The sequence below is a fragment of the Pontibacter sp. HSC-14F20 genome (genome assembly GCF_019599265.1).
Lineage (GTDB): Bacteria > Bacteroidota > Bacteroidia > Cytophagales > Hymenobacteraceae > Pontibacter.
Genome location: NZ_JAHZTC010000025.1, coordinates 16,345 through 39,973, shown reverse-complemented (window position 1 = coordinate 39,973; position 23,629 = coordinate 16,345). Strand labels below are relative to the sequence as shown.

Here is a 23,629-nt window from a genome sequence, read left to right as displayed (position 1 = left end):
TCTTTCTCTTGAAAAATAAAACTAACCTTATACCTATATGAAATCACGCCACCTTATACTTGCCGCTTCCGTAGCCGCCATGACGGCCGCCTGCACAGGCAGCACGACCAACGAAGCGCAAACCAATGAAACGGTACAGACTGACAGCACTGCCACCGACCTGCAGCAGAAGCTGGGTATGTATACCACCGTTCGTTTAACGGCTGACATGAACTCACTCAGTGAAAAAGAACGGCAGATGATTCCGCTCCTGATTGAGGCCAGCAACATCATGGATGAGCTGTTCTGGTATGAGGCCTATGGCAAAAAAGACTCCCTGCTGAACGCCCTGACCGACGATGCCGCCAGGCAGTTTGTGAAAATCAACTACGGCCCCTGGGACCGATTGGAAAACAACGAACCCTTTATACCTGGCGTGGGACCAAAGCCGGATGCAGCCAACTTCTACCCGCACGACATGACAAAGGAGGAGTTCGAAAAAGCCAACCTGAAAGACAAAGCCAGCCAGTATACCTTCCTGCGCCGTGATGCCAATGGCCAACTCATTACAGTGCCCTACCACGTGCAGTTCAAAGAGCAGGTAACACGTGCTTCCAACCTGCTCAGGCAGGCGGCCAGCCTGGCCGAGGAGCCGGGTCTGAAAAAATACCTGACGCTTCGTGCTGATGCCCTGCTAAACGACAACTACCAGCCAAGCGATCTGGCCTGGATGGACATGAAGAACAATCGCATCGACGTCATCATCGGCCCGATCGAAACTTACGAGGACAAGGTATTTGGCTACAAAGCGGCACATGAGGCCTATGTACTGATCAAGGACATGGACTGGAGTAAACGTCTGGAGAAGTATGCGGCCTTTTTACCTGAGCTGCAGCGTGGCTTGCCTGTGGCCGACAACTACAAAAAAGAAACGCCCGGCACCGACTCCGACCTGAATGCCTATGACGTGGTCTACTACGCCGGTGATTGCAATGCGGGCAGCAAAACCATTGCCATCAACCTGCCAAACGACGAAGAGGTACAGCTGAAGAAAGGCACACGTCGCTTGCAACTCAAGAATGCCATGCAGGCCAAGTTCGACAAGATCATGTTGCCGATCGCTGATGAGCTGATTGCCGACGATCAGAAGCAGCATATAACCTTCGATGCTTTCTTTGCCAACACCATGTTCCACGAGGTAGCCCACGGCTTAGGTATAAAGAACACCATCAACGGCAAAGGCACGGTACGCGAGGCCCTGAAAGAACATGCTTCTGCATTGGAAGAAGGAAAAGCTGACATCCTGGGTCTTTACATGATCACGCAACTGCACAAGAAAGGCGAAGTGAGCGGCAGTCTTGAGGACTACTATACCACCTTTATGGCCGGTATTTTCCGTTCGGTGCGTTTCGGTGCGGCCAGTGCGCATGGCAAGGCCAACATGGTGCGCTTCAATTTCTTTAAAGAGAATGGTGCTTTTGAGCGCGATGCACAGACCGGCAAGTACCGCGTGAATTACGTGAAAATGGGAGAGGCGATGGATAAACTGTCTCAGCTGATCCTGACGCTGCAGGGCAATGGCGATTACGCTGGTGTTGGAAAACTGCTAAACGAGCAGGGCCAGATCAGTGCTGAGCTGCAAGCCGACCTTGACCTGCTCAGCCAAAAGAACATACCTGTTGACGTGGTGTTCGAGCAAGGCGTAGACGTGCTGGGCCTGAAGTAGGAGGTATGGAATTGCTGCGCTGGAAACAGGAAAATGCAGCCTCTCGGAGGTATAGCGTGAGTGATGATAACGGGCTGGTTGGCGAGCTTGCCTTCCGTGGCTGGACCAGCAACGACGCCGATTTCAGTTCACAACGGATCAACCTGTACTTCCAAAGGCAAGGCTGGCTTGAGCAGGATGTTACGATCCGATTCAAAGACGAAGTGATCGGTATGAGCAAGACCTCGGGCTTTGGCCAAACCAGGACTACTTTGGTCACAGGCGAGCAGTTTACGTTCAAAGGCAGGGCATTGGACAGCAGCAGAGACTTGCTGGACGAGGCTGGAAATTCATTAATGCGCTTTGAGCAAGGCAATTTCAGCATCACCAGCGGGCACATTTCCATCACCCGGGATATTCCCGAGCTAACCAAGCTGCTGCTGGTGGCAACCGGACTTTACTTTAAGCACCTGGGCCAATAATCAATCTGCTCATGGCAGCATTAGATCTTCAGATTTAATTATATAAGTATTTGATATTCTGAATAAAAGCCTCTGCCAATTGGCAGGGGCTTTTTAATTGCCGGTGCTGCCTGTGTGCTTTTGTGGGTTTGGCGGCGCTGAGGGCAAATTGTGGAAAACTGCTTCTGAATATAGACAACTTATACAGGAGCTTGGGAGTAAAACTGTTCTCCAACTCACTTTAAATCAAATCATTACTTATGAAAAATTTAGTGAAATCCTTTTACGATTTTAACAGAGACAGTCCCCAGGAGCGCCAGGAGCGCAACCAACTACATCCCGAACTGGCTAAGTTCCACATTGCCCTTCGCGAAGAAATGAGCGAAGAAGAATATCAGGAATTTTATAGAGCGGAGAAGGAAGCCGCCAGAAACCTGATGATTTCTAACCCTAACCCAAGGCCTCAATGGATACGAATCTAACTCGTACTGACGATAATAACTGAAAAAGGTAAACCGCTAATGGTTTACCTTTTTTGTTAGTAGAAATCGCATACTGAAAAATCAAGAATCGTTTAATTTCAAATCAGGATCAAATGTTATTTAGCAGTAGCCTTGTACCTAAACTGTGAAAAAATGGCTATGCTATACCTGTTACAGCTTCTCTAAAACTAACGCCGCCCCCTCTTCTCCTACCAGCGAACCAATTGCCACGCCCATGCCGCCCATACGCACCGCGCAGCAAACATGCTCTGATACCGATTGCACGATGGTGGTCTTGCCGGGACCTACCCCCATGATACCGCTCCAGCGCTGCTCTACTTCGTAAGGTATGCCAGGCAAAATAACTTCGCGTAAAAGTTCATCCAGTTTGTTCTGTACCAGTTGAGTCAAGCCCATCCGGGTCGTTTCTTCGGTTTTGAAGTCGAGGTTGCGGCCGCCGCCGAACAGCACCCGGTTGCCGATGTTGCGGAAGTAGTAAAAGCCCTTGTCGTAGTGGAAAGTGCCTTTGAAGCGCAGGTCTGGTATAGGTTTGGTGATGAGCACCTGTGCCCGGGCCGGCCCTACCTGCAACTGCGGGAGCAGCTGGCGAGCAAAGCCGTTGGTGGCCACAAGCGCGGCGCGGGCAGGTATAGTAATGCCTTGTTTGGTGAGGGCGGTTATAGCGGTGCTCTCCTCCTGCAGCCTTTCAATCTCCAGTCCGTTCAGCACAATCACGCCCAGGGCCTGTACTTTCTGCGTGAGCGCCAGTACCATTTTGCCCGTGTCGATCTGCCCTTCGGCTGTACTTTCGAGCAGGTGCGCGACTTGCTTAAATCCGAAATCACTGATCTTGTGGTCTGCCGGGCGGTATATGTCCTGTTCTCCCGTCACCTGCTGCAACTGCTTGTTGAGGTAGGGGAGTTGCTCAAGGCAGGCTTCGTAGAGCGGCTTTTGGTTTTCTTCAAACAGTTCGTAGCCACCCCAGCGGTGGTAGTCGATGGCCTGGTCACCGAGGTTCTGCCGCAGACGCTGCAGTCCACGCCATCGGCGCTCGACCAGCGCAAACACCTCGCTTTCGCTGTGGTGACTCAGGTCGTCGAGCAGCTCGGAGGGACTGCCAAAGCAGGCAAAGCCGGCGTTGCGGGTGCTGGCCCCGGTGGGGAGCAGTCCGCGCTCCACCACCATTACTTTTAAGGCGGGCTGTTGCGTTTTCAGGTATAGCGCCGCGTTGAGTCCCACAATGCCGCTGCCCACAATGAGCACGTCCACGTGGCTGAAATACGATTCCTTTTCCCAGAAACTCAACTCCATGGCCTACTAATCTTCGCGGGTATAGGTATGTTTGTAGCCGCGGGCCGTCGCCTCGTCAATAATCTCAAAACCTGTCAGCATGATCTCGCGCTCGCCGCTGTTATAACCACGCACGAATATGCCTTCCGGACTTTCATAAATAGAGTAGTTGTGGCGGCCGAAAGGGTAGAGGTTGTTGCTGCGGAGCGTAGTCGCATTGGTGAGGTCGGCGGTACGGCCATCCGGCGTTTTAATGATGAATTTCTTTTTATCTGTTGTCATGTTTGGCAATCTTCTAAAATCTTATCCAAGATAGCACTTATCTCGGAAGCGTGACTCAAAACCATCAGGTGACCGGCCCTTTTTACTTTAATGATGCCCGGGTAAGTGCCCATGGGCAGAATGCGGTCCGCCGTGCCATGGAGCATAATGCAGTTCTCGTAGTGGTCGGGTTGGTGCCAGTTGAGCAACTGCCCGATGGCCCAGCGCAGGAAGTGCGGGTCGGTTTCAAGGATCACCTGCTTGAGCAGTACTTTTTCGGCTTTGGTGTTGGCGCCAAACAGCAGCGGACCTGCAAAATGAAAGCGCTTGAGCCAGGGCACAGGTATCAGGCGATGCAGCCGCAGGAAGCCCATCAGGCGGTAGTACCACGGCAAAATCCTGCTGCTGGCAATACTCGAAATCAGGATGGTTTTGCGTGGGTTCAGAAACTTAGAAAGCTCAATTGCTACAATCCCCCCAAAGGACATGCCTACCAGCACCGGGTTGGGTTCGGTGATCTGCTCGGCCAGCCGCACCGCATAGTCGTGCAGCGGCTCGCCATCTTTCGGCCTAATCCATTGCACGTATACCTTGTTTCTGCATTTGAGGTGCAAAAACTGAAACATACGCTCGTCCGCCCCAAGTCCGCTGATAAAATAAATGGTGCTCATACAGTTGTGCTTCTACGACTAGTGGCCGAATGCAGCGGCAAAACTACAAAAAAAGCAGCCTGCCATACCTGACAAACTGCTTTTCAGTTCTACCATAAGGCTATACCTATAAACCAGACTCCTGCTTAAACTTGCTTCCGAAGAAATAATAAACCGGTATTCCCAGCGCCACGATGATCAGGCCCGGCCAGGTATAGACAGGCTTGTAGATGAGCAGGATGATGCAGATGCCCGAAGAGATCAGTACGTAGAGTGCCGGCAGAATCGGGTAGCCAAATGCTTTGTACGGCCGCTTGAGATCCGGACGGCGCACACGCAGCACAAAAACCCCGATAATTGTCAGGATATAAAAGAGCATCACCGCAAAGATTACATAGTCGAGGAGGTCGTTGTAGGTGCCGGAGAGGGCAAGCAAACAGGCCCAGGCGCACTGTAGCCACAGGGCAGCAGCCGGTACGCCGTTTTTGTTCAGTCGTCCCATTCTCTCGAAAAACAGCCCGTCTTTGGCAATAGCATAGTATACCCGCGCTCCTGACAGAATGGCTCCGTTGTTACAGCCGAATGTAGAGATCATGATCAGAATGGCGATACCTACCGTGGCCGGATACCCGCCGATCACCTCTGCTACTGCTGTTGCCACACGGTCGTTGGAGGCGTATTTTATACCTTGCCCTATCACATCCGTTGCATTGGGATCGCCGTTAAGAGGCAGCACCAACAGGTATACAAGGTTGATGATCAGGTATAACCCCATCACAATGGCGCTGCCAATGACCATGCTCAGCACAATGGTGCGCTTCGGATTTACGATCTCATCGCCCGAGAAGCCGATGTTATTCCAGGAGTCGGCCGAGAACAGGGCGCCCACCATGGCAATACCGATGGCCGTGATCAGCGCCATACCTACCGGAGGCGCTTCGCTGGCTCCGGAGGCCGCTGCGGCAGAACCCCAGAAATCAGAGAAATTGGCCTGCACGGCTGTATCGTTGATGCCGAAAAGCAAGCCGAAAAGAATCAGGCCGAACAGGGCAATCAGCTTGGTGCTGCCGAAAATATTCTGGATCAGCTTGCCACTTTTCACGCCCCTGGAGTTGATGTAGGTCAGGTATAGGATGCTCACGATGGCCAGCAGCTGCACGGAGGTGAAATTAAAGCCAGCCAAAGAAAACAGCACATTGGCTTCGCTGAACCAAGGGATAAGCACTCCTGTGAATCGGGCGAACGCCACGGCTACCGCCGCAATCACACCTGTCTGGATCACGAGGAAAAGGGTCCAGCCATAGAGGAAGGCCACCATTTTGTTGTAGGCTTCTTTCAGGTATACATACTGTCCGCCCACTTTCGGGAACATCGACGAAAGCTCACCATAACTGATGGCGCCCACCATGGTCAGGAAGCCAGAGAGCACCCATACCAGCAGCATATTGCCCGGACTCACGACCGCACGCGAGATATCGGCCGTTACGATGAAGATACCCGAACCGATCATGCCACCGGTCACGATCATAATGGCGTCGAAAAGTGTGATTTCCCGCTTAAACCCGCCTTCTTTTTCTTCTTGCTGTACTCTTTCTGCTTCTTCTATATTCTGCATAAAAGCTGTGTTATACCTGCCTGGGAAGCCTTAAGCCCATCACCTGGGCAAAGACCGAAGGACAAAATTAAAGCTAATTTTTTGGGAAAGACTAAATACGCGGCATTATCTGACAGAAAGGTTATGGATGATAACTTCTATATAACTATACCTGGTAATAGTTGCTCTTTTTGGCTTTGAAAGTAGGTGCCCGTTCGTCCGGTTTTTGGGGTACTTCACGGATAATTTCCGGGCCTTGGTATAAAATAGTAGTGATTGTAGCAACAGTACCTTGCATAACAAAGTACTATAGAATAGCTTTGTCACAGTAATTAATTGATAACCACTAAATAATAAAGCCATGAAAGTAATATTCGTCATCGCCGCCACAGTATCTTGCTTCGGTCTTGCAATGCAACCAGCTACTCAAAACACTCAACCAACAGATGCTGCAATCGCCAGCCACGTGGAAATGGAAGTAGAAAAACCTGTGATGACCGTACTGCTCGACACAGTCGTGATCACACCTGTTGCGCCACACGCGGTAGCTGCTAACGTGCGCTAAGCACTGGCAGCCCGCCGGCCAGCAGCAGTGTCATCCTGGTCCAGGAGCCACGTTTCGGCCAGGTGCCGTTCATAAAAATTCTTCATGGAGAGCTGAGGGGTAATACGCTCTTCAAGCTCTCGGGCAGCGAGTTTGCTGAACATGTTCAGGGAGTAAACATGCGCTATGTAGCGCAAACCTGCCCCGAGCACCTGCGGCAGCCATTCAAACTGAAGCCAGTCGTTCGCATCCTGCCAGTCACCAGTCACGTCCGACTTGTCGTTGAGCAATTTCGAGCAGGGGTGTTTTTTTAGCAATTCGAGAAAGGCCTGGGCTGCGCAGACCACATTGTCAGCCGTTATGTGGCCCTGCCACTTGGCTTCGATGTAATACTCTTTGCGCTGAATGGTCAGGTATACATCGCCCATCATGTGGCGCAGTTCAATCGGCGCAAATGGCGCGTTTTCCGGATGGATAATGCGGGATGCCATAAGGGTAACAATCGTTTGGTTGCGCCTCAATGTAAACAATTAGGACACCTCACCCACAGAAAATGTCCTGTTTTGAGTGGAGTGCCTGCTTGCGAGGGTAAAGCGCTCCTTTTCAGGTAGTAGCGGCTGTCTGCTCAATCCCCACAAATACGCCGTCCTCTCTTAACTCCACTTGGTGGAGAACCGCTTTACGGGTGCGAAACTCGCACTCTCGCCCGTCCCGCATGCTAAACCTGTAGCTGTGCCAGGGACAAATCACTTCATCCAGATAATTTGTTGTGCCTTTGCTGAGCGAGTAGCCCAGATGTGGACACACATCGTCGAGGGCGAAAAAGCCGGTGGGGGTATGGGCAAAGCAAACAGCTCGGCCATCGAGCACCAACTGCTTCAGTTTGCGAAGTGGCACCTGCTCCCGGGCTTCGGCCAGGCTGTCAAATACTTTGTGCCAGGTATAGCGAACTTGTTTCTGTTCCATCTAGTGCTTTAGTTACTCACCCGAACCGCTGCTGCATGGGCTTCCACCGGAAAGGACTCCATGATCTGTTCATCAAACCAGGCTTCTACTAACTGTCCTTCGCGCAGGTGCTCTAATCGGAGCGCGGCGCCCTCTACGTTTTCAATGTAGGTTTTGGCATCGATGCGGAGTGTTGCTTTGGTGTGGCCGGTTTGCACGCCTTCCACAGATTCGACCAGGACCACGGCCACACCTTCTTTTGTTTTGGAATTGGTTTTTTTGATGTTGGTGATGTTGCCCCGCATGTCGGGCTGCGTGCTCGGAATCTGGAAACGGTCCTGGGTCTGGCATCCGGCAAGAAAGAGAATGGCCAGGGGAAGTGAACTTAAATATCTTTTCATGTGCGTACAGTCATATCCGGCCCTCACCTAACAGGCAAGGGCGTTTTTGACATTTGTACGCACGAGGGAGATGATTAGTAAAGGCCCGGACGCAATTTATTTGCAGCTTAAGCCACCCGCATAAATTGGTCTGAAAGTTCTCTGCGCAGGTTCTCGCCCTGGGCATAATAAGAAAGGAAGTCGGTGCGGCGGCAGGTAGCCAGGCGTGGCTCCTGACGCAGGGTAAGGCGGGAGCGTTTGCCAACTGTCAGCAGGCCAATCCCTTTGCGCTCGCATAATTTGGAGAGGTAGTTTGCCATGGCATTGCCGTGCCAGCACAGGCTGCTTACCTGTATACCCAGCCACTGATGGTCGCCGGGTTGCTGCTTGAGTTGGTCAACGGTCGTTTTCATTTGCTGCTGTATGTAGCGCTTACGAAGCCTGGAGTGCAGGACAAAGCCAGCGACAGCCAGTAGGGCAGGTATAGCGGCCATGGCCAGCCAACTCCCCGCCAGGTAACAGCTGTAGGCTGCCACGCCGAAAATGGCTGCGGCAGTCAAATAGCGGCTCTTGCCCAGCCCTTTTTTCTTGTAGGAGTTCAGCAGGCGGGACAGTTTACGGGAGGCAGCAGTATTGAGCGAAACGGCAAAAAAGCAATTGTCGTGTTTCTGGTAAGCAAACAGAGCGTCAGCAAAGGTGCCTTGGTGGGTGGGCACACGTCTGTTTACAAGTAAGCCAGATTTTTTTTCATGTTTGGCATAGTAGGTTCCAAGAAATTCAATCGCCTGGTCCTCAATTCTGCTTTCTGCCATGTGTGTCAGATGTTAGTAGCCTTCAGATACATTGTTTCATAGTAGGGGCTACCCAGTATAACTGACGAGCCTTAGGCAGTATGCGTTAAGTGTGTTCCACTTTTTTACAAATATAGTGAGGGTTAAATATAAAGCTAATAATTTGATTATTTTTTTGTAAACTTTACTTTAATCGATAGTATTCTTTGTTAAGTCCTGACTAGTCATATTACAAGACTATATCTTCTGAAACTGATTAAAGAAATATCAGCCTGTTTTAAATGCAAAATAATTATACCGATTGTTATATGTCGGGTTTGAGCAACTTTCTGTCTTATATAAACTGCAAAACTGGGTAGGCTAACGCAAATTTTTTAGATTTACAGCATGGTGATGACTGCTCCATTCCACCACATCTTTAATTAAAACCATGAAAAAAAGTTTTTCGCTCTTATTTGCCCTTTTCGCACTGCTTGCAGGAGACTTGCTTCAGGCGCAATCCCCGGACAAACCACATGCTGCTGAGCTGCTGCAGGATATCAAAAAACTGAATGTGCTGGGCACTGCACTTTATGTGGCAGCCCACCCGGACGATGAGAACACGCGCTTTATTGCCTACCTGTCCAACGAAAAGCGCTACAACACCGGCTACCTTTCCATTACCCGTGGTGATGGCGGGCAGAACCTGATCGGTCCCGAAATACGGGAGGGGCTGGGCATCATCCGTACGCAGGAGCTGCTGCAGGCCCGCCGCATGGATGGAGGACAGCAGTTCTTCACCCGGGCCAACGACTTCGGCTTCTCTAAAAACCCGGAGGAGACTTTTGCGACCTGGGACAAGGAAAAGGTGTTGCACGATGTGGTCTGGGCGATCCGCAAGTTCAAACCAGACGTGATCATCACCCGCTTCTCGCCAAAGCCATCTGAAACCCATGGTCACCACACCGCCTCGGCCATGCTGGCCAGCGAGGCCTTCGAGGCAGCCGCCGACCCGAAACGCTTCCCCGAGCAGCTGAAGCATGTGCAGGTATGGCAGGCCAAGCGGGTGCTCTGGAATACGGGCGTATGGTCTTTTCGCAGCCAGAAAGAATTCGAGGACTATGGGTCGCAACTTCTGAAAGTAGACGTTGGCGGTTATAATCCGCTGCTGGGCAAATCTTACCCGGAAATTGCCGCTCTGAGCCGCAGCATGCACAAGAGCCAGGGCTTTGGCGCCACCGGTACGCGTGGTGTTACCGTGGAGTATCTGGAACATACCAAAGGCGAGCGGGCAAAAGAAGAACTGTTTGAAGGTATAAACACCACCTGGAGCCGCGTAAAAGGCAGTGAGAAAGTAGCAGCCCTGTTGCAGCAGGCAGTTTCGGAGTTTAAACCCGAGCAACCGTCCGCTGTGGTGCCCACGCTGCTGGCCGCCCGGAAAGAGCTGGCCAAACTGCCGGACAGCTACTGGAAGCGACTCAAAACGGAAGAACTGGAGCAGGTCGTGAAAGGCAGCCTGGGGCTATACCTGGAGGCAGTGGCCACAGACTATGCCGTAACGCCGGGCGAACGCCTGAACCTGCAGCTGGAAGCCATCAACCGCTCGGCTATACCTGTGCAGCTGGTGGGCATGCGCCCCGCCTTCGCTTCCAGGGACAGCACCCTGAATAAATCACTCGCTCCGAATGAGGTGCATCTGATCTCATTTAAATTGCCGATTCCGCCATCCGCGCAGCTCACGCAGCCTTACTGGCTACGGCAGGAGGGCACGCTGGGCCTTTTCCGGGTAGATGATCTGCAGGAGATTGGAGCGCCGGAAAACAAACCGGCCGTAGAAGTACGCCTTGACCTGCTGATCAGTGGGGAGCCTTTTAGCTATACCGTGCCGGTGGTTTACAAGCGCAACGATCCGGTAGACGGCGAACAATACAGACCTTTGGCCATTACGCCCCCCGTGTTTGTGAACATCTCGGAGAAAGTACTGATGTTTGCCTCGCAGGAGCCCAAGCCGGTGCACGTGCTGGTGAAGTCAGGCAAGGCAGGTATAAAAGGCAATGTGGCGCTGCAACTGCCGAAGGGCTGGCGGGCAGAGCCGGCGCAGGCAGCATTTGACCTGGAGCAGAACGGAGCCGAGCAACTGGTGCGCTTTATGGTGCATCCGCCCAAAGGGCAGCAGGAGGTAGAGCTGAAAGCCGTGGCTACGGTTGCAGGCAAGGCTTATACCCGCGGACTCAATGTGATCCAGTACAGCCACATCCCGACTCAAACCACTTTTCCGGAAGCCGTAGCCAAAGCCGTACGCCTCGACCTGAAGCGCAACGGGGAGCAGATCGCCTACCTGATGGGTGCCGGCGACGATATACCTGCCAGTCTGCAGCAGATCGGGTATAATGTCACCTTGCTCAAAGATGAAGATATCACAGATCAGAATCTGGAGCGTTTCGATGCGGTGATACTGGGTGTTCGGGCTTACAATACGGTGGAGCGCATGAATTTTTACCAGCCGCGTCTGCTTAACTATGTGCAGCAGGGCGGTACCGTCATCGTGCAGTATAACACCGGGCACAGCCTCAAAACGAATACTGTAGCGCCTTATCCTTTGAAGATTTCAAGCCAGCGGGTAACGGTGGAGGAGGCGGAGGTGCGTTTCCTGAAGCCAGGTCACCAGGCGCTGAACAGCCCGAACAAGATCACCAAAAAGGACTTTGAGGGATGGGTGCAGGAGCGAGGCTTATACTTCCCGAGTGAGTGGAGCAGCGAGTTCGAAGCCATACTCTCGAGCAATGACCCTGGCGAACCTGCCCGTGACGGGGGCTTGTTGATCGCAAGGTATGGCAAGGGACATTTTGTCTATACCGGCTATTCCTGGTTCAGACAGCTGCCTGCCGGGGTGCCGGGTGCCTACCGCATCTTCACCAACCTGATCTCGCTCGGAAACGGGCATGGCGCCCAGGGCAGCAGCGCGGAGAGTACAGCCAAATAATAATCGGAAGCCAGCGTGTCACGCGCATCGCGCTTTTGATAAGATATAAACCATGAAAGAAACTGACAACAAGCCTACCCAGGAGCTTGACAAACCGCCCTTTTTCAAAAGCTGGAAAAGCATGTACTGGCTGGTGCTGGGCAATCTGGCTTTTCTGATCACCCTGTTTTACATCATCACCCGCATCTATTCATGAGGTTACTCGACTGGATTGTACTGCTCGGCACACTAGGCTTTATTGTAAGTTACGGCGTCTGGAAAACACGCGGCAGCAAAGACATTGAAGGCTATCTGAAAGGCGATAACAGCATGAAGTGGTGGACCATCGGGCTGTCCATCATGGCAACGCAGGCCAGTGCCATCACCTTTCTTTCCACACCGGGGCAGGCCTACGAAGACGGGATGCGCTTCGTGCAGTTTTATTTTGGTTTGCCCATCGCCATGGTCATCATCTCGATCACGGTCATTCCTATTTTCTATCGGCTCAAGGTATACACGGCTTATGAGTATCTGGAAAGCCGCTTCGACCTCAAGACCCGCTCGCTGGCTGCATTGCTCTTTCTGATCCAGCGCGGACTGGCGGCGGGCATCACTATTTATGCACCGGCCATTATTCTTTCCACCATACTGGGCTGGAACCTGACGCTCACCAACCTCTTCATCGGTATCCTGGTAATTGTCTATACCGTGTCGGGGGGCACGAAGGCGGTGAGTGTGACGCAGAAGCAGCAAATGGCCGTGATGATGGGCGGTATGCTCGTAGCCGGTTTTATGGTGGTGCATTATCTGCCCGAAAGTGTATCCTTCGGCGATGCGATAGCCGTGGCCGGCAAGATGGGCAAAATGAACGTGGTCGATTTCTCTTTTGACTGGAACGACCGGTATAATTTCTGGTCAGGTATGACGGGTGGCCTGTTTCTGGCACTTTCTTATTTTGGTACCGACCAGAGCCAGGTGGCCCGTTATCTGGGTGGAAAGTCAGTAGGGGAGAGCCGACTGGGTTTGCTTTTTAACGGCCTGCTCAAGATCCCGATGCAGTTTATTATTTTGTTTATCGGGGTAATGGTGTTTGTGTTTTACCAGTTCAACCAGCCGCCGCTGTTTTTCAACGAAGCCGCCAAAGACAAGGTATACGCTACAGATTTTGGGCCGGAGATGCAGGCCCTTGAAGAGCAACATACTGCTTTGTTCAACCAGAAACAGGAGGCCATGCACGGTCTGGTAGCCGCCCTGCGAACCGATAACGAAACGGCCATCGCCAGCGCCCAGGCCAAGGTGCAAGGAATAACAGATGCCTCAAAAGAGGTGCGTAACGAAACGAAAGCACTTATCGCCAAGGCCACGCCCGATGCTGAGACCAAAGATACCGACTACGTGTTCATTTCCTTTGTGATGAAATACCTGCCTGCCGGACTGGTGGGTTTGCTGCTGGCTGTGATCTTCTCAGCTGCCATGTCCTCCACAGCATCTGAACTCAATGCGCTGGCCTCGACCACGGTGATAGACATATACAAACGATCCGTTAAAAAGGACAAAGACAATTTCCATTACCTGCGGGCTTCCAAGCTTTTTACTGCTGCCTGGGGCACACTGGCCATCATTTTCGCCACCTACGCCTCTATGCTCGATAACCTGATTCAGGCCGTCAACATCATCGGGTCCATCTTCTACGGCACGATTCTGGGGATATTTCTGGTGGCCTTTTACGTGAAGTACATCAAGGGGCACGCCGTGTTTATTGCCGCGCTGCTGGCCGAAGCCGTGGTGCTCTACTGCCATTTCTACACCGACATTGCCTTCCTGTGGTTCAACGTGATCGGTTGTATGGCAGTGGTTGTGTTTGGGGCGATCCTCCAGTTGTTTATGGGGGAAAAGGAAAAGGAGACTGCTTAAAAAAGCGCTTTAACTTTTGTCTGGATCAGGATTTGTAGGATTAGAAAGTATTTTGAGGATTGAGTTACCCTATGCTAACTTTTCCTAGAACAAGGCAATCTTCGTGCACGATGAGCATCCTCCTGCCCCCTTCTTTCTCGAGGCCTCCTACTCCCATCAAGGAAAAAAGGAAGGCGCTGCCGGCCAGTGGAAGCAATGAAACAATACTGATTGTTATACCGATGGCAGCAGTAGCATACCTATACCTGGCCATACCAGTCACAAGCGAGAACGCTCCCGGCATAGCACTAGTACCGCGGTTTCTGCCCCGCTACAATATAAACCAGACTGCCCCCAGCCGATACATACTCTTCATTGAGGAGCCGCTGCTTGAGAGCGATCTTGTTGTAGAGCAGCTTCTGCCAGTAAGCATCAAACTTGTCTTTGTCGCCGCCGCCAGCCATGAAATAATTCAGGTTGTCCTGGTAGTCGTAGCCCATGGAATCGGAGTCGATCCACTGCAGCATCTGCTCCACGCGCAGCATTTTCTCCTGCGTATCATAAGGCGGAATGATAGAAAGCGCTTTGTCGGAAATCCATACCTTGATGTTTTCGAGGCCCGCTTTCAGATATAAGTCAGGTATAACGTCGCCGAGGGAGTTGAAGCCTTCGCCGAGTCGCTTTTTTCCTTTCTCGATACGCAGCTTTATTTCGAGTACTTCCAGGGTGCTTTCTACGTCAAAATCAGTTTCGCCGTAGCGGTCGAACATCAAATTAGGTACCAGGTTGTTTGGCTCCAGCGCCAGCACCCAGCCGCCGGGTTTTGTAATGCGGATCATCTCGTCGATCACCTGTTTCGGGTCTTTCACATGGATCAGCAAAGTCTGGCAGAGCGTGATATCAGCCAGGTTGTCGGGCAGCGGAATGTTGGAGGCGTTGCCTACCCGGAAGTCGTAGGAGATGTCGTTATGCAGGTAGATGCTCTGGGCTTTCTGCCTGGCTTCTTCGATGTACTCCGACTCAAAATCAACACCGTATACCTTGGCCCCGGGCGGCATGTGCCGCGAAAACATGAAGCCCATCATGCCCTTGCCGCAGCCAATGTCCACGAGCGTACCGGTGTAATCCAGGTGCAGGCGGTGAGCCAGCAGTTCCAGGTAATCGTCGTTCCACCAATATTCGCGGGCCGGGCCCAAATGATCTTCTGAATGTTTCTTCTCTTCCAACAGGTATAATCTTAAAGGTAATGTAAAAGGGAGCCGACGACCCCAATCAATCCTATCCGTCATCCCGACAGCATGTAGAGATTCGGATATAGTTGCGCGTAAGCCATACTTCCGGATTCTCCTACGGTCGCGGTAAAATACGCTTAAATAAACGGATTGAAGGGAAAGGTGGCTTTATTTCCAGCAGATTTCTTAAAAAGGAAAGCCCCTGCCAGAGCAGAGGCTTTCGGTAAAAAGCGGGCAGGTATAGCCTACTTCATTTTCTTCCACTCGGCAATGGCTTTCTCATTCATACGCACATAGTCGTCGTTGCTTGCCTTCTTAGCGAGTTCGATTGACTGCTCGGCGGTTTTCACGGCGCCTTTGTAGTCTTTCATTTTCGCCTGGATTTTGGCCTGAGCGTGCAGGTTCCAGAATTTAGGGTCATTGGCGTTGGCTTTTTTCATCCATTCCAGCGCCTGCTTCATATCCTTGTTGTTCTCGGCGTAGTAGCTGGCGGCAGCGGCATAAAGAGCAGGAGACACTTCTTTTCCATTTACCACACGCTCCTGAATCTGCGCCATCACTTTGCTGTCTACTTCAGCCTCGATGGTGAAACTGGCAATTGTCTTGTCCCACAGAATCTCCAGATCAGCTGAGTTTGCCTTCAGGTTCGCGAAGTTGATCGTGAAGGTTTCTACTGTTCTCGGGTTGGTCTGCGGCTTTACCGTAAAACGGAGCTGGTCGTTTTCCTGCTTATACTGGGCCACGTTTCCGCCAAGTTTGGTGTCTTTGTAGAGGATGATCGTCCACTCGTTCTGGGCAGGTATAGTCAGCAGTGCGTACTCTCCGGCTGGCACCTTTTTGCCCTGAATGGTTACTTCATCGCTAAACTTCAAGGTGGTGGAGTTGTTGGCTCCTGTGCGCCATACCTTGCCAAAAGGCACAATGTCGCCACCGTATACCGAGCGGCCTTTCTTGGATGGGCGGGAATAGGACACGGCTACGTTCGAAAGGCCGATCTCTTGTGTCAGGGTAGATAGTGGACTGGCAGCTGGCATAGCGATGCCTTGTTGCTGGGCCTGAACTGTTACAGCTGTACCGCCTAGTAGCGCCGCTGACAGTAGCATGCTGAATAAAATCTTTTTCATGGTTCTATATTTAAGATAATTGATGGTTTGCGACTCGAAAATACTCAAAAATGCTGGTTATTTCCCTTAACCTTTACTTTCAGAATAAGTTTTGAGGTTGACTTAAAAACTTCGGCCCACACTTAAGCCAAAGCGGGGTATAAAAGCAGCGCCCGGCGACTTGATGTTGCTTTCTGTAGACAGGAAAGGAGTGAAGGCAACCCGCACCACAAGGCCGCCTGTCGGGTTTTGATACCGGAAACCGATGCGGCTGAAGTACATGTTCTGCAAAAGGTCAGGTTCGTTGGTAAAGCGGCGGGTATAGCCCAAACCAAATTCAAAGTGCTTCTGAAAACGCCCGATCATGCCCAGCGCCTCAACAGGCACAACCGGATAAAAGCCCGGCTCCTCAGCGGAAAAGAATGTGTTGCTCGCGATACCTATCCGAAAAGCCACCTTTAGCATGGACTTCTGGTACACAATACGGTCGTAGTTAGCCGAAAGTAAATCGCCATTTCCCCCTAATTCTGCATACACCGCATTGCGCGCCCTGAATGTATCGCGGTAGTTCTGAGCCGAAGCCGAAAAGCTAATTACAAGCAGCAAGCAGAAAAGAATGGCTCGGGTGAAAGCGCTGGTTGTGTGCATAAAGTTGTTCAGGAGCGACTAGCGAAGGTATAGACCGTTTATACTCCGCAAATTAGTGATTTATTAGGATATATGGATGTGGAAGTATGCATAGGTAGCGATAAAGTTAGCTGTCTGGCCCTCTGTATTGAGGTCTGCTCCATAAATTCTCAGCAGTGGTAAATTTGGAAGAGAAAGTGTAGACTTGGCAGCGTCCTCTCAGAACTGCGAATGTCTTGGGGCAACGGAGGTATAACTTGTTGAAATCAGGATTGTCAGGATTAAGGGATTTGCAGAATTCTCACGAACGATTGATATCCCCTTCGAAGGGGAGTTACCCCATCCCAGCCTTCCCCTTTTGTCGAGGGCCCCTACCCCCAAAACAGGGGAAGGAGTCTGCCGCTGCCATCTTACAGGCATAGGAACTGTAGCTTCTGTATGAATTCACAAGCCACTGGCAGGTATAGCAAGACTAACTTGCCCCTTGAGCTACGAAGTAGATCACTTGAGCCAGGTACACTTTTTGACACTCCACTGTTGGGGGTGAAGGGGTCCCCCTGTCAAGAGCGTTCAGCGAGTGGGGGTAGGGGGTCCTCGATTTGGAGGGTCTTGACTTTTTTGCCTACTGGGGCTAGGGGCCCTCGATTTTTATGTCAAGATAAAAAAGTGAGGTCCGCCCGGGCAGGGCAGGCAATGGAACAATTTTGGCTGCTATACCTGCAATTGCAGCAGCTATACCCGTAACAAAAAGAGCCCTGTCAGCTTAACACTAACAGGGCTCGTATACCTTACAGCATAAATTCTTAACTCATTTCAAACTGCAACCTAAGCAGATTCGCATAAATCCCATTGTCATTAAGTGATAGTACCTCATGTGAGCCTTCCTCAACAATTTCCCCACCATCGATCACCAAAATCTTATCCACTTTGCGGATGGTACTCAGGCGGTGGGCTATCACGATAGAGGTTCGGTTCTTCATCAGCTCATCCATGGCCTGCTGCACCAAATGTTCTGACTCTGAGTCAAGCGAGCTGGTGGCTTCGTCGAGTACGAGGATAGCCGGGTTTTTCAGGATGGCGCGGGCGATGGCGACGCGCTGGCGCTGACCGCCGGAGAGCTTGATGCCGCGCTCGCCCACCAAAGTATCCAGTCCTTCCGGGAAGGACGAGATAAAGTCGTAGGCATTGGCTTTGCGTGCTGCTGCTATGATTTCTTCTTCCGTAGCCTCCGGACGACCGTAAGCAATATTCTCGCGGATAGAACCACCAAAAAGCAGTACCTCCTGCGGCACGATACCCACATTTGCTCGAAGTTCAGTCAGACTCATCTGGCGGATGTCCTGCCCGTCGACGGTAATGCTGCCGTGGCTTACGTCGTAGAGACGAAGCAACAGTTGCACAATAGTAGACTTACCGGCGCCGCTTGGGCCTACGAGGGCAATCTTTTCACCGGAACGTATGCTGAAATTGATATCGCGGAGCACCTGAATGTCCGGACGGGTAGGGTAAGAGAAGGCCACCTGGTTATAACTGATGTCGCCACGAACACGCGGGATTTCGCTCAGCGGACGCAGGCTCTTATCGGTTGGCTCTTCTGTTTCGGCCAGGATTTCCTGGATGCGCTCGGTTGCTCCCAAGGCTGACTGTATTTTGCCGTAAAGTTCACCCAAACCACCCACGGAGGCGCCGATGAATACGGTATAAATAATAAAGGAAATCAGTTCCCCAATAGTCAAATCACCATTCTGCACGAGCGTTGCACCGTACCAGATCACGAGGATAATACCGCCAAACAGGCCTACGATCACAAAGGAAATGAAAGCACCCCGGTAATTGGCTGCCGACAGGGCCGCTTTTACGGCTTTGCTGAGCGAGTGGCGGTAGCGGCCGATCTCAAAGTTTTCGTTGGTATAAGCTTTCACGGTGTTGATCGCCTGCAGCGTTTCTTCTACGATGACGTTGGTGTTGGCCAGTTCGTCTTGTGTTTTCTTGGAGAGGCTCTTGATCTTGCGGCCAAAAACCAGCGTGAGCGCCACCAGCACCGGAAAGGTCGCCAGCATGAACATCGACAGTTTAATGGAAGTCCAGAGAATGATGATGATACCCACCAAAAGCGTGGTGATCTGGCGGAAAAGTTCGGCCAGCGTAATCGACATGGCATCCTGTACCTGCGCTACGTCGGTGGTGATGCGGCTGGTGATCTCGCCTACGCGCCTTTTTTCATAGAAAGGAATCGGCAGCATCATGAACTTGCTGTAAAGGTCGCGGCGTATGTCAGCCACGGCGTTTTCGCTCACCTGCGCAAAGAAGTATACCCGGAAAAAAGAGAAAATACCCTGCGCCAGAATCACGGCAAAAAGGCCAAGGGCAATCATGTCGATGTCTTCAAGGAACCAGTCGGCATTGCCGGTGGAGGAGTCGACCAGCTTGCCGGTGAGCAGCGGGAAGATCATGAAGGTCAGGCTGGAAAGTACCAGAAAGCCCAGACCGACCAGGAATTTAAACTTGTAGGGTAGTACGTAGCTAAATATCCTGATACCGCGACGGAAGCTGTCTTTGCTGATTTTCTTTCTGCCTTCTTTCTCCTGCGTATTGTCGTTTAGCCCGATTCCGCGTTTTGCCATTAATCAATTCTATACTTTATGATAGGGGGTGCTGGCCTATAACAGCCAGGCAGCACTAAAAATGCCACGTACCCGAAAAATCTTTCAAAGGTAAGCAAAGTATAGGATATAAATGCCAGAATCGGGATTTACAGGATTTAAGAGGCCCTCTACCCATAGAATTGCAAGATTCTAATTTGCTTGTCCCTACACACGAACCACTCTTTTATGCGGCACTGCCCATAACCCCACAAAGGTCAGGAACCCATTCAGTATCAGTACCTCAAAACCAAACTTATAGCCATAAAACCAGGCGGCGGAGTTGGCGCTGATGATGTAAGTGATAAGCGGGGCGGCTATACAGATAGCAGGCACGAAACGATCGCGCACCGGGCGGCGGGTAAAGAGACCGAAGCTGTAGAGTCCCAGCAGCGGGCCGTAGGTATAGCCGGCCACCTGCAGCACCGTGGCGATGAGACTCTGGCTGTTGAAGGCGTTGACGGCTATGATGACCAGACCAATCAGTAAGGAAAAGCCGATGTGCACAAAGTACCGCAGCCGTACCCGCTCGTGCTCGCTGCGCGCTTTGAAATTAAGAAAATCCACGCAGAAGGAGGTGGTAAGGGAAGTCAGCGCCGAATCGGCAGAGGCGTAGGCGATGGCAATAATGCCCAGGATGAACGCTATACCTACAACAGGCGGGAAGTGGTTCAGGGCCAGAAACGGAAACACGTCATCGCCGCGCTCGGGCAGCGTTATACCTTTAGAGGAAGCGTACAGGTATAGCAAAGCCCCCAGCGAAAGAAACATCACGATAACCACCGTTAGAATTCCGGTGAACCAGAACATGTTTTTCTGCGCTTCGCCGATATTCTTGCAACTCAGGTTTTTCTGCATCATGTCCTGGTCCAGGCCGGTCATGACGATGGTAATGAAAGCGCCCGCGAAAAACTGCTTCAGGAAATAGGTGTCTTCCTTATAATCCCAGTTAAAAATCGTGCTGTATTCGCTGGCCGAAATCGTATCGACCATCCCCTGGAAACCCAGATTCAGCTCATCCGATACCACCCAGATGCTGACTCCCACCGCCGTCAGCATGGCGGCAGTCTGGAAAGTATCGGTCCAGATGATGGTTTTCATGCCGCTCCGGAAGGTATAGATCCAGATCAGCAGGATCGTGACGGCTACTGTGACGGCAAACGGAATGCCTATTTGATCGAATGCCGCCAGTTGCAGCACGCTCGCTACCAGAAAAAGGCGGATGGCAGAACCCAGCGTGCGTGAGAGCAGGAAGAAGGCTGCCCCGGTTTTGTAGGACCAGAACCCGAAGCGCTGGTCCAGGTAGGTATAGATAGAGACAAGATTGAGACGATAGTAAAGCGGCAACAAGATCGTAGCGATCACAAAATAGCCCGCTATATAGCCCAGTAAGAGCTGCATGTAGGTAAACTGCAAATCACGCACCATGCCCGGCACCGACACGAAAGTCACGCCTGAGAGGGTCGCACCGATCATGCCAAAGGCCACGATGTACCAGGGCGATTTGCGGTTGGCCAGAAAGAAGGTGTCGGAATCGGTACTCTTGCCCGTCAGGAAAGAGATCAGAATCAGGATGCAGAAATAGCCGATGATCAGGCTGATGATAAGCGTTGCAGACATGTGAAATGTGGAAAACGCTGCAAATATAGCACAGCCTGCCGGTTTTCGGGCTATACCAATTCCCGCAGCAGCACCTGCTCTCCGATGGCAGGTATACGCAGGCCTTGCATCATACCTGAGGCGGCAATTTGCTCGAGCAGCCGCACCGGCTCTCCCGCCGGCTCGTCCGAGAGGTCAAAAGTGCCGTAGTGCATCGGTATAAAAGTGCCGCCGCGCAGCACATTGTAGGCCCGCACCGCTTCATGTGGATTCAGGTGACTCTTCTGCATCAGAAAGCTTGGTCGGTAGGCGCCCACCGGCATCACACACACATCCATCGGACCAAACAAGGCTTCTATCTCTTCAAAATGACCATTATAACCTGTGTCGCCCGCAAAATAGAGCTGCATGGTTGGTGTTTTGATCAGGAAACTTCCCCACAGTACTTTGTTCATGTCGAACATGCCGCGGCGGTGCCAGTGCGAGGCTGGCAGAAAGTAAATCTCTATACCTTCCGGCGTGAGGTCGAATTTCTGGTACCAGCCCGCCTCCTGGTAAGGCAAATGCGGCTCAGCACTACGAAGCAGATCGCCGGCATGCAAAGGGGCAAGGGCTTTCATGTCCGGATTCTGGCGGTAGAGTGTTTTAATGGAGCGTTCGTCGAGGTGATCGCGGTGGCCGTGCGAGAAAAGGGCCAGGTCTATCCCTGTGAGTTGCTCCGGGGCGCAGGGCAGCCCGATGCGACGCTTGATCATGGGCAGGTCGTAAAACACCGGATCGGTGATCATGGTCAGTCCGTTTACCCGGATCAGGAAGGTAGCATGCCCGAGCCAGACCACCATATCTTCTTTCGAATTAATGAAGTCGGTGCCATAGACAACGGGGGGCACGTAGTTGTCGGCTTTTTTCTCTTCGCGCTGCGGGTTGCGGGAGGTTTTCCAGCGCAGCACATTACTTAGTTTAGGCGTAAAAACCTCGCCGCCGTTCACAAACTGTCCGTTAATGGTCTTGTTGCCACGGAAATCTGGTTTCACTACGTCCAGTTTGTCGTTTTTCAGATGTCTTACTGTTTCGTTCTTCTGCCTCAAAATCTGAATAAGCTTGTTTTCAACGATTATTAACACGATAACGCACCCGAAAGTTGAAACGTGTGCCGGGAAATAATTAATATACGCCGGATGGCATTAAAAAAACGCCTTCTCCTTTCAGAAAAGACGCTTTGCAATATTTTATCCTACGCCGGAATTCTAGTACCAGAAGCCTCCGCTTCGGCCCACAGATACCGGAGGGTGGTAGGAGTTGTGAAACGGAGAGGCACCATTGGAGTAGCGCATGGCACCTGTCACCGAAAAGTGTTCGGTAACTTTATAAGTCGCCCGGAAGTCCATTCCCTGACGGCCCGGGTTCATAAAATTCATGTAAGCCGGGTTCTGAGCCGGAATGTTTGAGAAGTCTTTCCATACGCTGCCGCTCAAAATCAGGCGTTCGTTCACCAGGTAGTCGGCCCCCACGTGCGCAATGTAGTGATTGCTGGCGCTGGTGCGCATCATGCTGGTACCTCCTTCGGTGGTGGGCACGGTATAGTGTCCGGGCATCACCGACATATAGGTCAGGCTGCTGAACACACGCAAACGCGGATTGAGCTGATATCGGACAGTTGGCTCGAGGTAAGTGGCGCCAAAACCGCTGCCAAAACTGGCTCCCGCAGCCAGACTATAACTGAGGCGCTTTGCCGGCATCTCAAATTTCGTTGGTCTCTCTGCAGCAGACTGGTTTGGCTGTTCCTGCAGGGTTGGGGACGGCGCGGCCTCAAGACTGGCTTTCTGGCCGCTCTGGGCCATGGCTGATCCGGCAAAAAGCAGGCTACAGGTCAGGATGGTGCTTAAAAATATTTTCACGTGAAAAACTCTCTGTTGAATGTGGTACTAAGTTATAGCGCAATTGCTTCAGAAACAAGCGGGTGTCTTTTTTCAAACGGGTATACACTTGTTTTGTTGTTGGTGGCTATACCTTGTTTTTGCTTTCCAGGCCAGGTATACGTTTGCTCAGGAACGCCAGCCAAAAGCTAAGGCCCAGCAAAAGCAGGTAGTTAAAGGTATAAACAGTCATGACCGATGCTGAAACAAGTCGGCCGGGAGCAAAAAGGATGTCTCTGAGAAACGACATTTCTAAAACCCCGCCAAAGGCCAGCAGTGCCGCGATCACCAGCACGATCAGGGTGTGCTTCATGCCAAACTTTTTCCTGCGCAGGGCGATAAATGAAAGCGCCACGGCAAACAGTGCCCCGGCATAAGGCGCATACCGCTGAACGAGCATAAACTTACTGATCCGCTCAGAATTCACCTGGTAGGTATTGGCGCTTGTCTCAAATTTGCCCAGGTTGCCTGTTTCCAGGTATAGCTCCGCCAGCGGCACATCGTAAATATAGCCCAGCGCAATAAAAGCATGAGCAGCCAGCAGCACGACCAGGCTATGCAGCAGGATGATCTTGAGGTTTATACCTTGCATAC

Annotated in this window: 24 protein-coding genes; 7 read left to right on the top strand and 17 right to left on the bottom strand. The window is 51.8% G+C overall.

Annotated features, from left to right (window positions below; genetic code table 11):
* Positions 1-37: 37 nt before the first annotated feature.
* The 3 genes from K3G39_RS18630 (at position 38) to K3G39_RS18620 (ending at position 2,627) form a co-directional block, all read left to right on the top strand.
* Complete coding sequence (locus tag K3G39_RS18630) at positions 38-1,705, top strand: Zn-dependent hydrolase (RefSeq protein ID WP_220627684.1); 1,668 nt, start codon at positions 38-40, stop codon at positions 1,703-1,705.
* A gap of 5 nt (positions 1,706-1,710) precedes the next feature.
* Positions 1,711-2,166, top strand: coding sequence for a hypothetical protein (locus K3G39_RS18625; protein ID WP_220627683.1), 456 nt, complete (start codon positions 1,711-1,713; stop codon positions 2,164-2,166).
* 239 nt (positions 2,167-2,405) lie between these two features.
* Positions 2,406-2,627, top strand: a complete 222-nt coding sequence (locus K3G39_RS18620) for a hypothetical protein (RefSeq protein WP_220627682.1) — start codon at positions 2,406-2,408, stop codon at positions 2,625-2,627.
* 171 nt (positions 2,628-2,798) lie between these two features.
* Here the strand turns inward: K3G39_RS18620 and K3G39_RS18615 are convergent, their stop codons facing one another.
* The 4 genes from K3G39_RS18615 to K3G39_RS18600 all read right to left on the bottom strand — a co-directional run bounded on the left by K3G39_RS18615 (position 2,799) and on the right by K3G39_RS18600 (position 6,443).
* Positions 2,799-3,938 carry an FAD-binding oxidoreductase gene (locus tag K3G39_RS18615; RefSeq protein ID WP_220627681.1) on the bottom strand — a complete coding sequence of 380 codons (1,140 nt, stop codon included), beginning with the start codon at positions 3,936-3,938 and terminating at the stop codon, positions 2,799-2,801.
* Between the two features lie 6 nt (positions 3,939-3,944).
* Complete coding sequence (locus K3G39_RS18610; RefSeq protein WP_220627680.1) at positions 3,945-4,199, bottom strand: hypothetical protein; 255 nt, start codon at positions 4,197-4,199, stop codon at positions 3,945-3,947.
* A complete protein-coding gene (locus K3G39_RS18605) occupies positions 4,196-4,849 on the bottom strand; it encodes an alpha/beta hydrolase (protein ID WP_220627679.1) in 654 nt (217 codons plus the stop codon). The genes K3G39_RS18610 and K3G39_RS18605 overlap by 4 nt, the downstream gene beginning before the upstream one ends.
* A gap of 106 nt (positions 4,850-4,955) precedes the next feature.
* Positions 4,956-6,443, bottom strand: coding sequence for an APC family permease (locus tag K3G39_RS18600; RefSeq protein WP_220627678.1), 1,488 nt, complete (start codon positions 6,441-6,443; stop codon positions 4,956-4,958).
* 340 nt (positions 6,444-6,783) lie between these two features.
* Between K3G39_RS18600 and K3G39_RS18595 the strand changes: the two genes are divergently transcribed.
* Complete coding sequence (locus K3G39_RS18595) at positions 6,784-6,987, top strand: hypothetical protein (protein WP_220627677.1); 204 nt, start codon at positions 6,784-6,786, stop codon at positions 6,985-6,987.
* On the opposite strand, the gene K3G39_RS18590 is transcribed toward K3G39_RS18595, so the two are convergent.
* The 4 genes from K3G39_RS18590 to K3G39_RS18575 all read right to left on the bottom strand — a co-directional run bounded on the left by K3G39_RS18590 (position 6,984) and on the right by K3G39_RS18575 (position 9,103).
* Positions 6,984-7,457, bottom strand: a complete 474-nt coding sequence (locus K3G39_RS18590; RefSeq protein WP_255594500.1) for a hypothetical protein — start codon at positions 7,455-7,457, stop codon at positions 6,984-6,986. The two genes, K3G39_RS18595 and K3G39_RS18590, sit on opposite strands and share 4 nt — an antisense overlap.
* Before the next feature lie 112 nt (positions 7,458-7,569).
* The gene (locus tag K3G39_RS18585) at positions 7,570-7,932 is read right to left on the bottom strand and encodes a Rieske 2Fe-2S domain-containing protein (protein ID WP_220627676.1); all 363 of its coding nucleotides are present in this window, start codon (positions 7,930-7,932) and stop codon (positions 7,570-7,572) included.
* Positions 7,933-7,940: 8 nt separating this feature from the next.
* Positions 7,941-8,312, bottom strand: a complete 372-nt coding sequence (locus K3G39_RS18580; RefSeq protein ID WP_220627675.1) for a YobA family protein — start codon at positions 8,310-8,312, stop codon at positions 7,941-7,943.
* Between the two features lie 107 nt (positions 8,313-8,419).
* The gene (locus tag K3G39_RS18575; RefSeq protein ID WP_220627674.1) at positions 8,420-9,103 is read right to left on the bottom strand and encodes a hypothetical protein; all 684 of its coding nucleotides are present in this window, start codon (positions 9,101-9,103) and stop codon (positions 8,420-8,422) included.
* 409 nt (positions 9,104-9,512) lie between these two features.
* Between K3G39_RS18575 and K3G39_RS18570 the strand changes: the two genes are divergently transcribed.
* The 3 genes from K3G39_RS18570 to K3G39_RS18560 are packed head-to-tail and all read left to right on the top strand — an operon-like array spanning position 9,513 to position 13,937.
* A complete protein-coding gene (locus K3G39_RS18570) occupies positions 9,513-12,044 on the top strand; it encodes a PIG-L family deacetylase (RefSeq protein WP_220627673.1) in 2,532 nt (843 codons plus the stop codon).
* A 52-nt stretch (positions 12,045-12,096) separates the two neighbouring features.
* Positions 12,097-12,240, top strand: a complete 144-nt coding sequence (locus tag K3G39_RS18565; protein WP_220627672.1) for a hypothetical protein — start codon at positions 12,097-12,099, stop codon at positions 12,238-12,240.
* The gene (locus K3G39_RS18560) at positions 12,237-13,937 is read left to right on the top strand and encodes a sodium:solute symporter (RefSeq protein WP_220627671.1); all 1,701 of its coding nucleotides are present in this window, start codon (positions 12,237-12,239) and stop codon (positions 13,935-13,937) included. The genes K3G39_RS18565 and K3G39_RS18560 overlap by 4 nt, the downstream gene beginning before the upstream one ends.
* 64 nt (positions 13,938-14,001) lie before the next feature.
* Here the strand turns inward: K3G39_RS18560 and K3G39_RS18555 are convergent, their stop codons facing one another.
* The 9 genes from K3G39_RS18555 to K3G39_RS18515 form a co-directional block, all read right to left on the bottom strand.
* Positions 14,002-14,220: a hypothetical protein gene (locus tag K3G39_RS18555; RefSeq protein WP_220627670.1), complete on the bottom strand. Its 219-nt coding sequence runs from the start codon at positions 14,218-14,220 to the stop codon at positions 14,002-14,004.
* Between the two features lie 4 nt (positions 14,221-14,224).
* Positions 14,225-15,142, bottom strand: a complete 918-nt coding sequence (locus tag K3G39_RS18550) for a bifunctional 2-polyprenyl-6-hydroxyphenol methylase/3-demethylubiquinol 3-O-methyltransferase UbiG (RefSeq protein WP_220627669.1) — start codon at positions 15,140-15,142, stop codon at positions 14,225-14,227.
* A 251-nt stretch (positions 15,143-15,393) separates the two neighbouring features.
* Complete coding sequence (locus tag K3G39_RS18545; RefSeq protein ID WP_220627668.1) at positions 15,394-16,272, bottom strand: DUF2911 domain-containing protein; 879 nt, start codon at positions 16,270-16,272, stop codon at positions 15,394-15,396.
* 102 nt (positions 16,273-16,374) lie between these two features.
* On the bottom strand, positions 16,375-16,899 hold the full coding sequence (locus K3G39_RS18540; RefSeq protein WP_220627667.1) for a hypothetical protein: 525 nt from the start codon (positions 16,897-16,899) through the stop codon (positions 16,375-16,377).
* Between the two features lie 782 nt (positions 16,900-17,681).
* Positions 17,682-19,502 carry an ABC transporter ATP-binding protein gene (locus tag K3G39_RS18535; protein WP_220627666.1) on the bottom strand — a complete coding sequence of 607 codons (1,821 nt, stop codon included), beginning with the start codon at positions 19,500-19,502 and terminating at the stop codon, positions 17,682-17,684.
* 186 nt (positions 19,503-19,688) lie between these two features.
* Positions 19,689-21,140, bottom strand: coding sequence for a sodium:solute symporter (locus K3G39_RS18530; RefSeq protein ID WP_220627665.1), 1,452 nt, complete (start codon positions 21,138-21,140; stop codon positions 19,689-19,691).
* Positions 21,141-21,190: 50 nt separating this feature from the next.
* The gene (locus K3G39_RS18525; protein WP_255594499.1) at positions 21,191-22,207 is read right to left on the bottom strand and encodes an MBL fold metallo-hydrolase; all 1,017 of its coding nucleotides are present in this window, start codon (positions 22,205-22,207) and stop codon (positions 21,191-21,193) included.
* A 159-nt stretch (positions 22,208-22,366) separates the two neighbouring features.
* Positions 22,367-23,017 carry a hypothetical protein gene (locus tag K3G39_RS18520; protein ID WP_370627285.1) on the bottom strand — a complete coding sequence of 217 codons (651 nt, stop codon included), beginning with the start codon at positions 23,015-23,017 and terminating at the stop codon, positions 22,367-22,369.
* 106 nt (positions 23,018-23,123) lie between these two features.
* Positions 23,124-23,627 carry a hypothetical protein gene (locus tag K3G39_RS18515; protein WP_220627663.1) on the bottom strand — a complete coding sequence of 168 codons (504 nt, stop codon included), beginning with the start codon at positions 23,625-23,627 and terminating at the stop codon, positions 23,124-23,126.
* Positions 23,628-23,629: the final 2 nt, after the last annotated feature.

Coding starts and splice junctions, on each gene's coding strand:
- K3G39_RS18555 (WP_220627670.1), bottom strand. CDS start 14,220: ATGCCGGGAGCGTTCTCGCTTGTGACTGGTATGGCCAGGTATAGGTAT.
- K3G39_RS18570 (WP_220627673.1), top strand. CDS start 9,513: ATGAAAAAAAGTTTTTCGCTCTTATTTGCCCTTTTCGCACTGCTTGCA.
- K3G39_RS18535 (WP_220627666.1), bottom strand. CDS start 19,502: ATGGCAAAACGCGGAATCGGGCTAAACGACAATACGCAGGAGAAAGAA.
- K3G39_RS18610 (WP_220627680.1), bottom strand. CDS start 4,199: ATGACAACAGATAAAAAGAAATTCATCATTAAAACGCCGGATGGCCGT.
- K3G39_RS18575 (WP_220627674.1), bottom strand. CDS start 9,103: ATGGCAGAAAGCAGAATTGAGGACCAGGCGATTGAATTTCTTGGAACC.
- K3G39_RS18630 (WP_220627684.1), top strand. CDS start 38: ATGAAATCACGCCACCTTATACTTGCCGCTTCCGTAGCCGCCATGACG.
- K3G39_RS18560 (WP_220627671.1), top strand. CDS start 12,237: ATGAGGTTACTCGACTGGATTGTACTGCTCGGCACACTAGGCTTTATT.
- K3G39_RS18620 (WP_220627682.1), top strand. CDS start 2,406: ATGAAAAATTTAGTGAAATCCTTTTACGATTTTAACAGAGACAGTCCC.
- K3G39_RS18595 (WP_220627677.1), top strand. CDS start 6,784: ATGAAAGTAATATTCGTCATCGCCGCCACAGTATCTTGCTTCGGTCTT.
- K3G39_RS18515 (WP_220627663.1), bottom strand. CDS start 23,627: ATGCAAGGTATAAACCTCAAGATCATCCTGCTGCATAGCCTGGTCGTG.
- K3G39_RS18585 (WP_220627676.1), bottom strand. CDS start 7,932: ATGGAACAGAAACAAGTTCGCTATACCTGGCACAAAGTATTTGACAGC.
- K3G39_RS18615 (WP_220627681.1), bottom strand. CDS start 3,938: ATGGAGTTGAGTTTCTGGGAAAAGGAATCGTATTTCAGCCACGTGGAC.
- K3G39_RS18625 (WP_220627683.1), top strand. CDS start 1,711: ATGGAATTGCTGCGCTGGAAACAGGAAAATGCAGCCTCTCGGAGGTAT.
- K3G39_RS18605 (WP_220627679.1), bottom strand. CDS start 4,849: ATGAGCACCATTTATTTTATCAGCGGACTTGGGGCGGACGAGCGTATG.
- K3G39_RS18530 (WP_220627665.1), bottom strand. CDS start 21,140: ATGTCTGCAACGCTTATCATCAGCCTGATCATCGGCTATTTCTGCATC.
- K3G39_RS18565 (WP_220627672.1), top strand. CDS start 12,097: ATGAAAGAAACTGACAACAAGCCTACCCAGGAGCTTGACAAACCGCCC.
- K3G39_RS18600 (WP_220627678.1), bottom strand. CDS start 6,443: ATGCAGAATATAGAAGAAGCAGAAAGAGTACAGCAAGAAGAAAAAGAA.
- K3G39_RS18590 (WP_255594500.1), bottom strand. CDS start 7,457: ATGGCATCCCGCATTATCCATCCGGAAAACGCGCCATTTGCGCCGATT.
- K3G39_RS18580 (WP_220627675.1), bottom strand. CDS start 8,312: ATGAAAAGATATTTAAGTTCACTTCCCCTGGCCATTCTCTTTCTTGCC.
- K3G39_RS18545 (WP_220627668.1), bottom strand. CDS start 16,272: ATGAAAAAGATTTTATTCAGCATGCTACTGTCAGCGGCGCTACTAGGC.
- K3G39_RS18540 (WP_220627667.1), bottom strand. CDS start 16,899: ATGCACACAACCAGCGCTTTCACCCGAGCCATTCTTTTCTGCTTGCTG.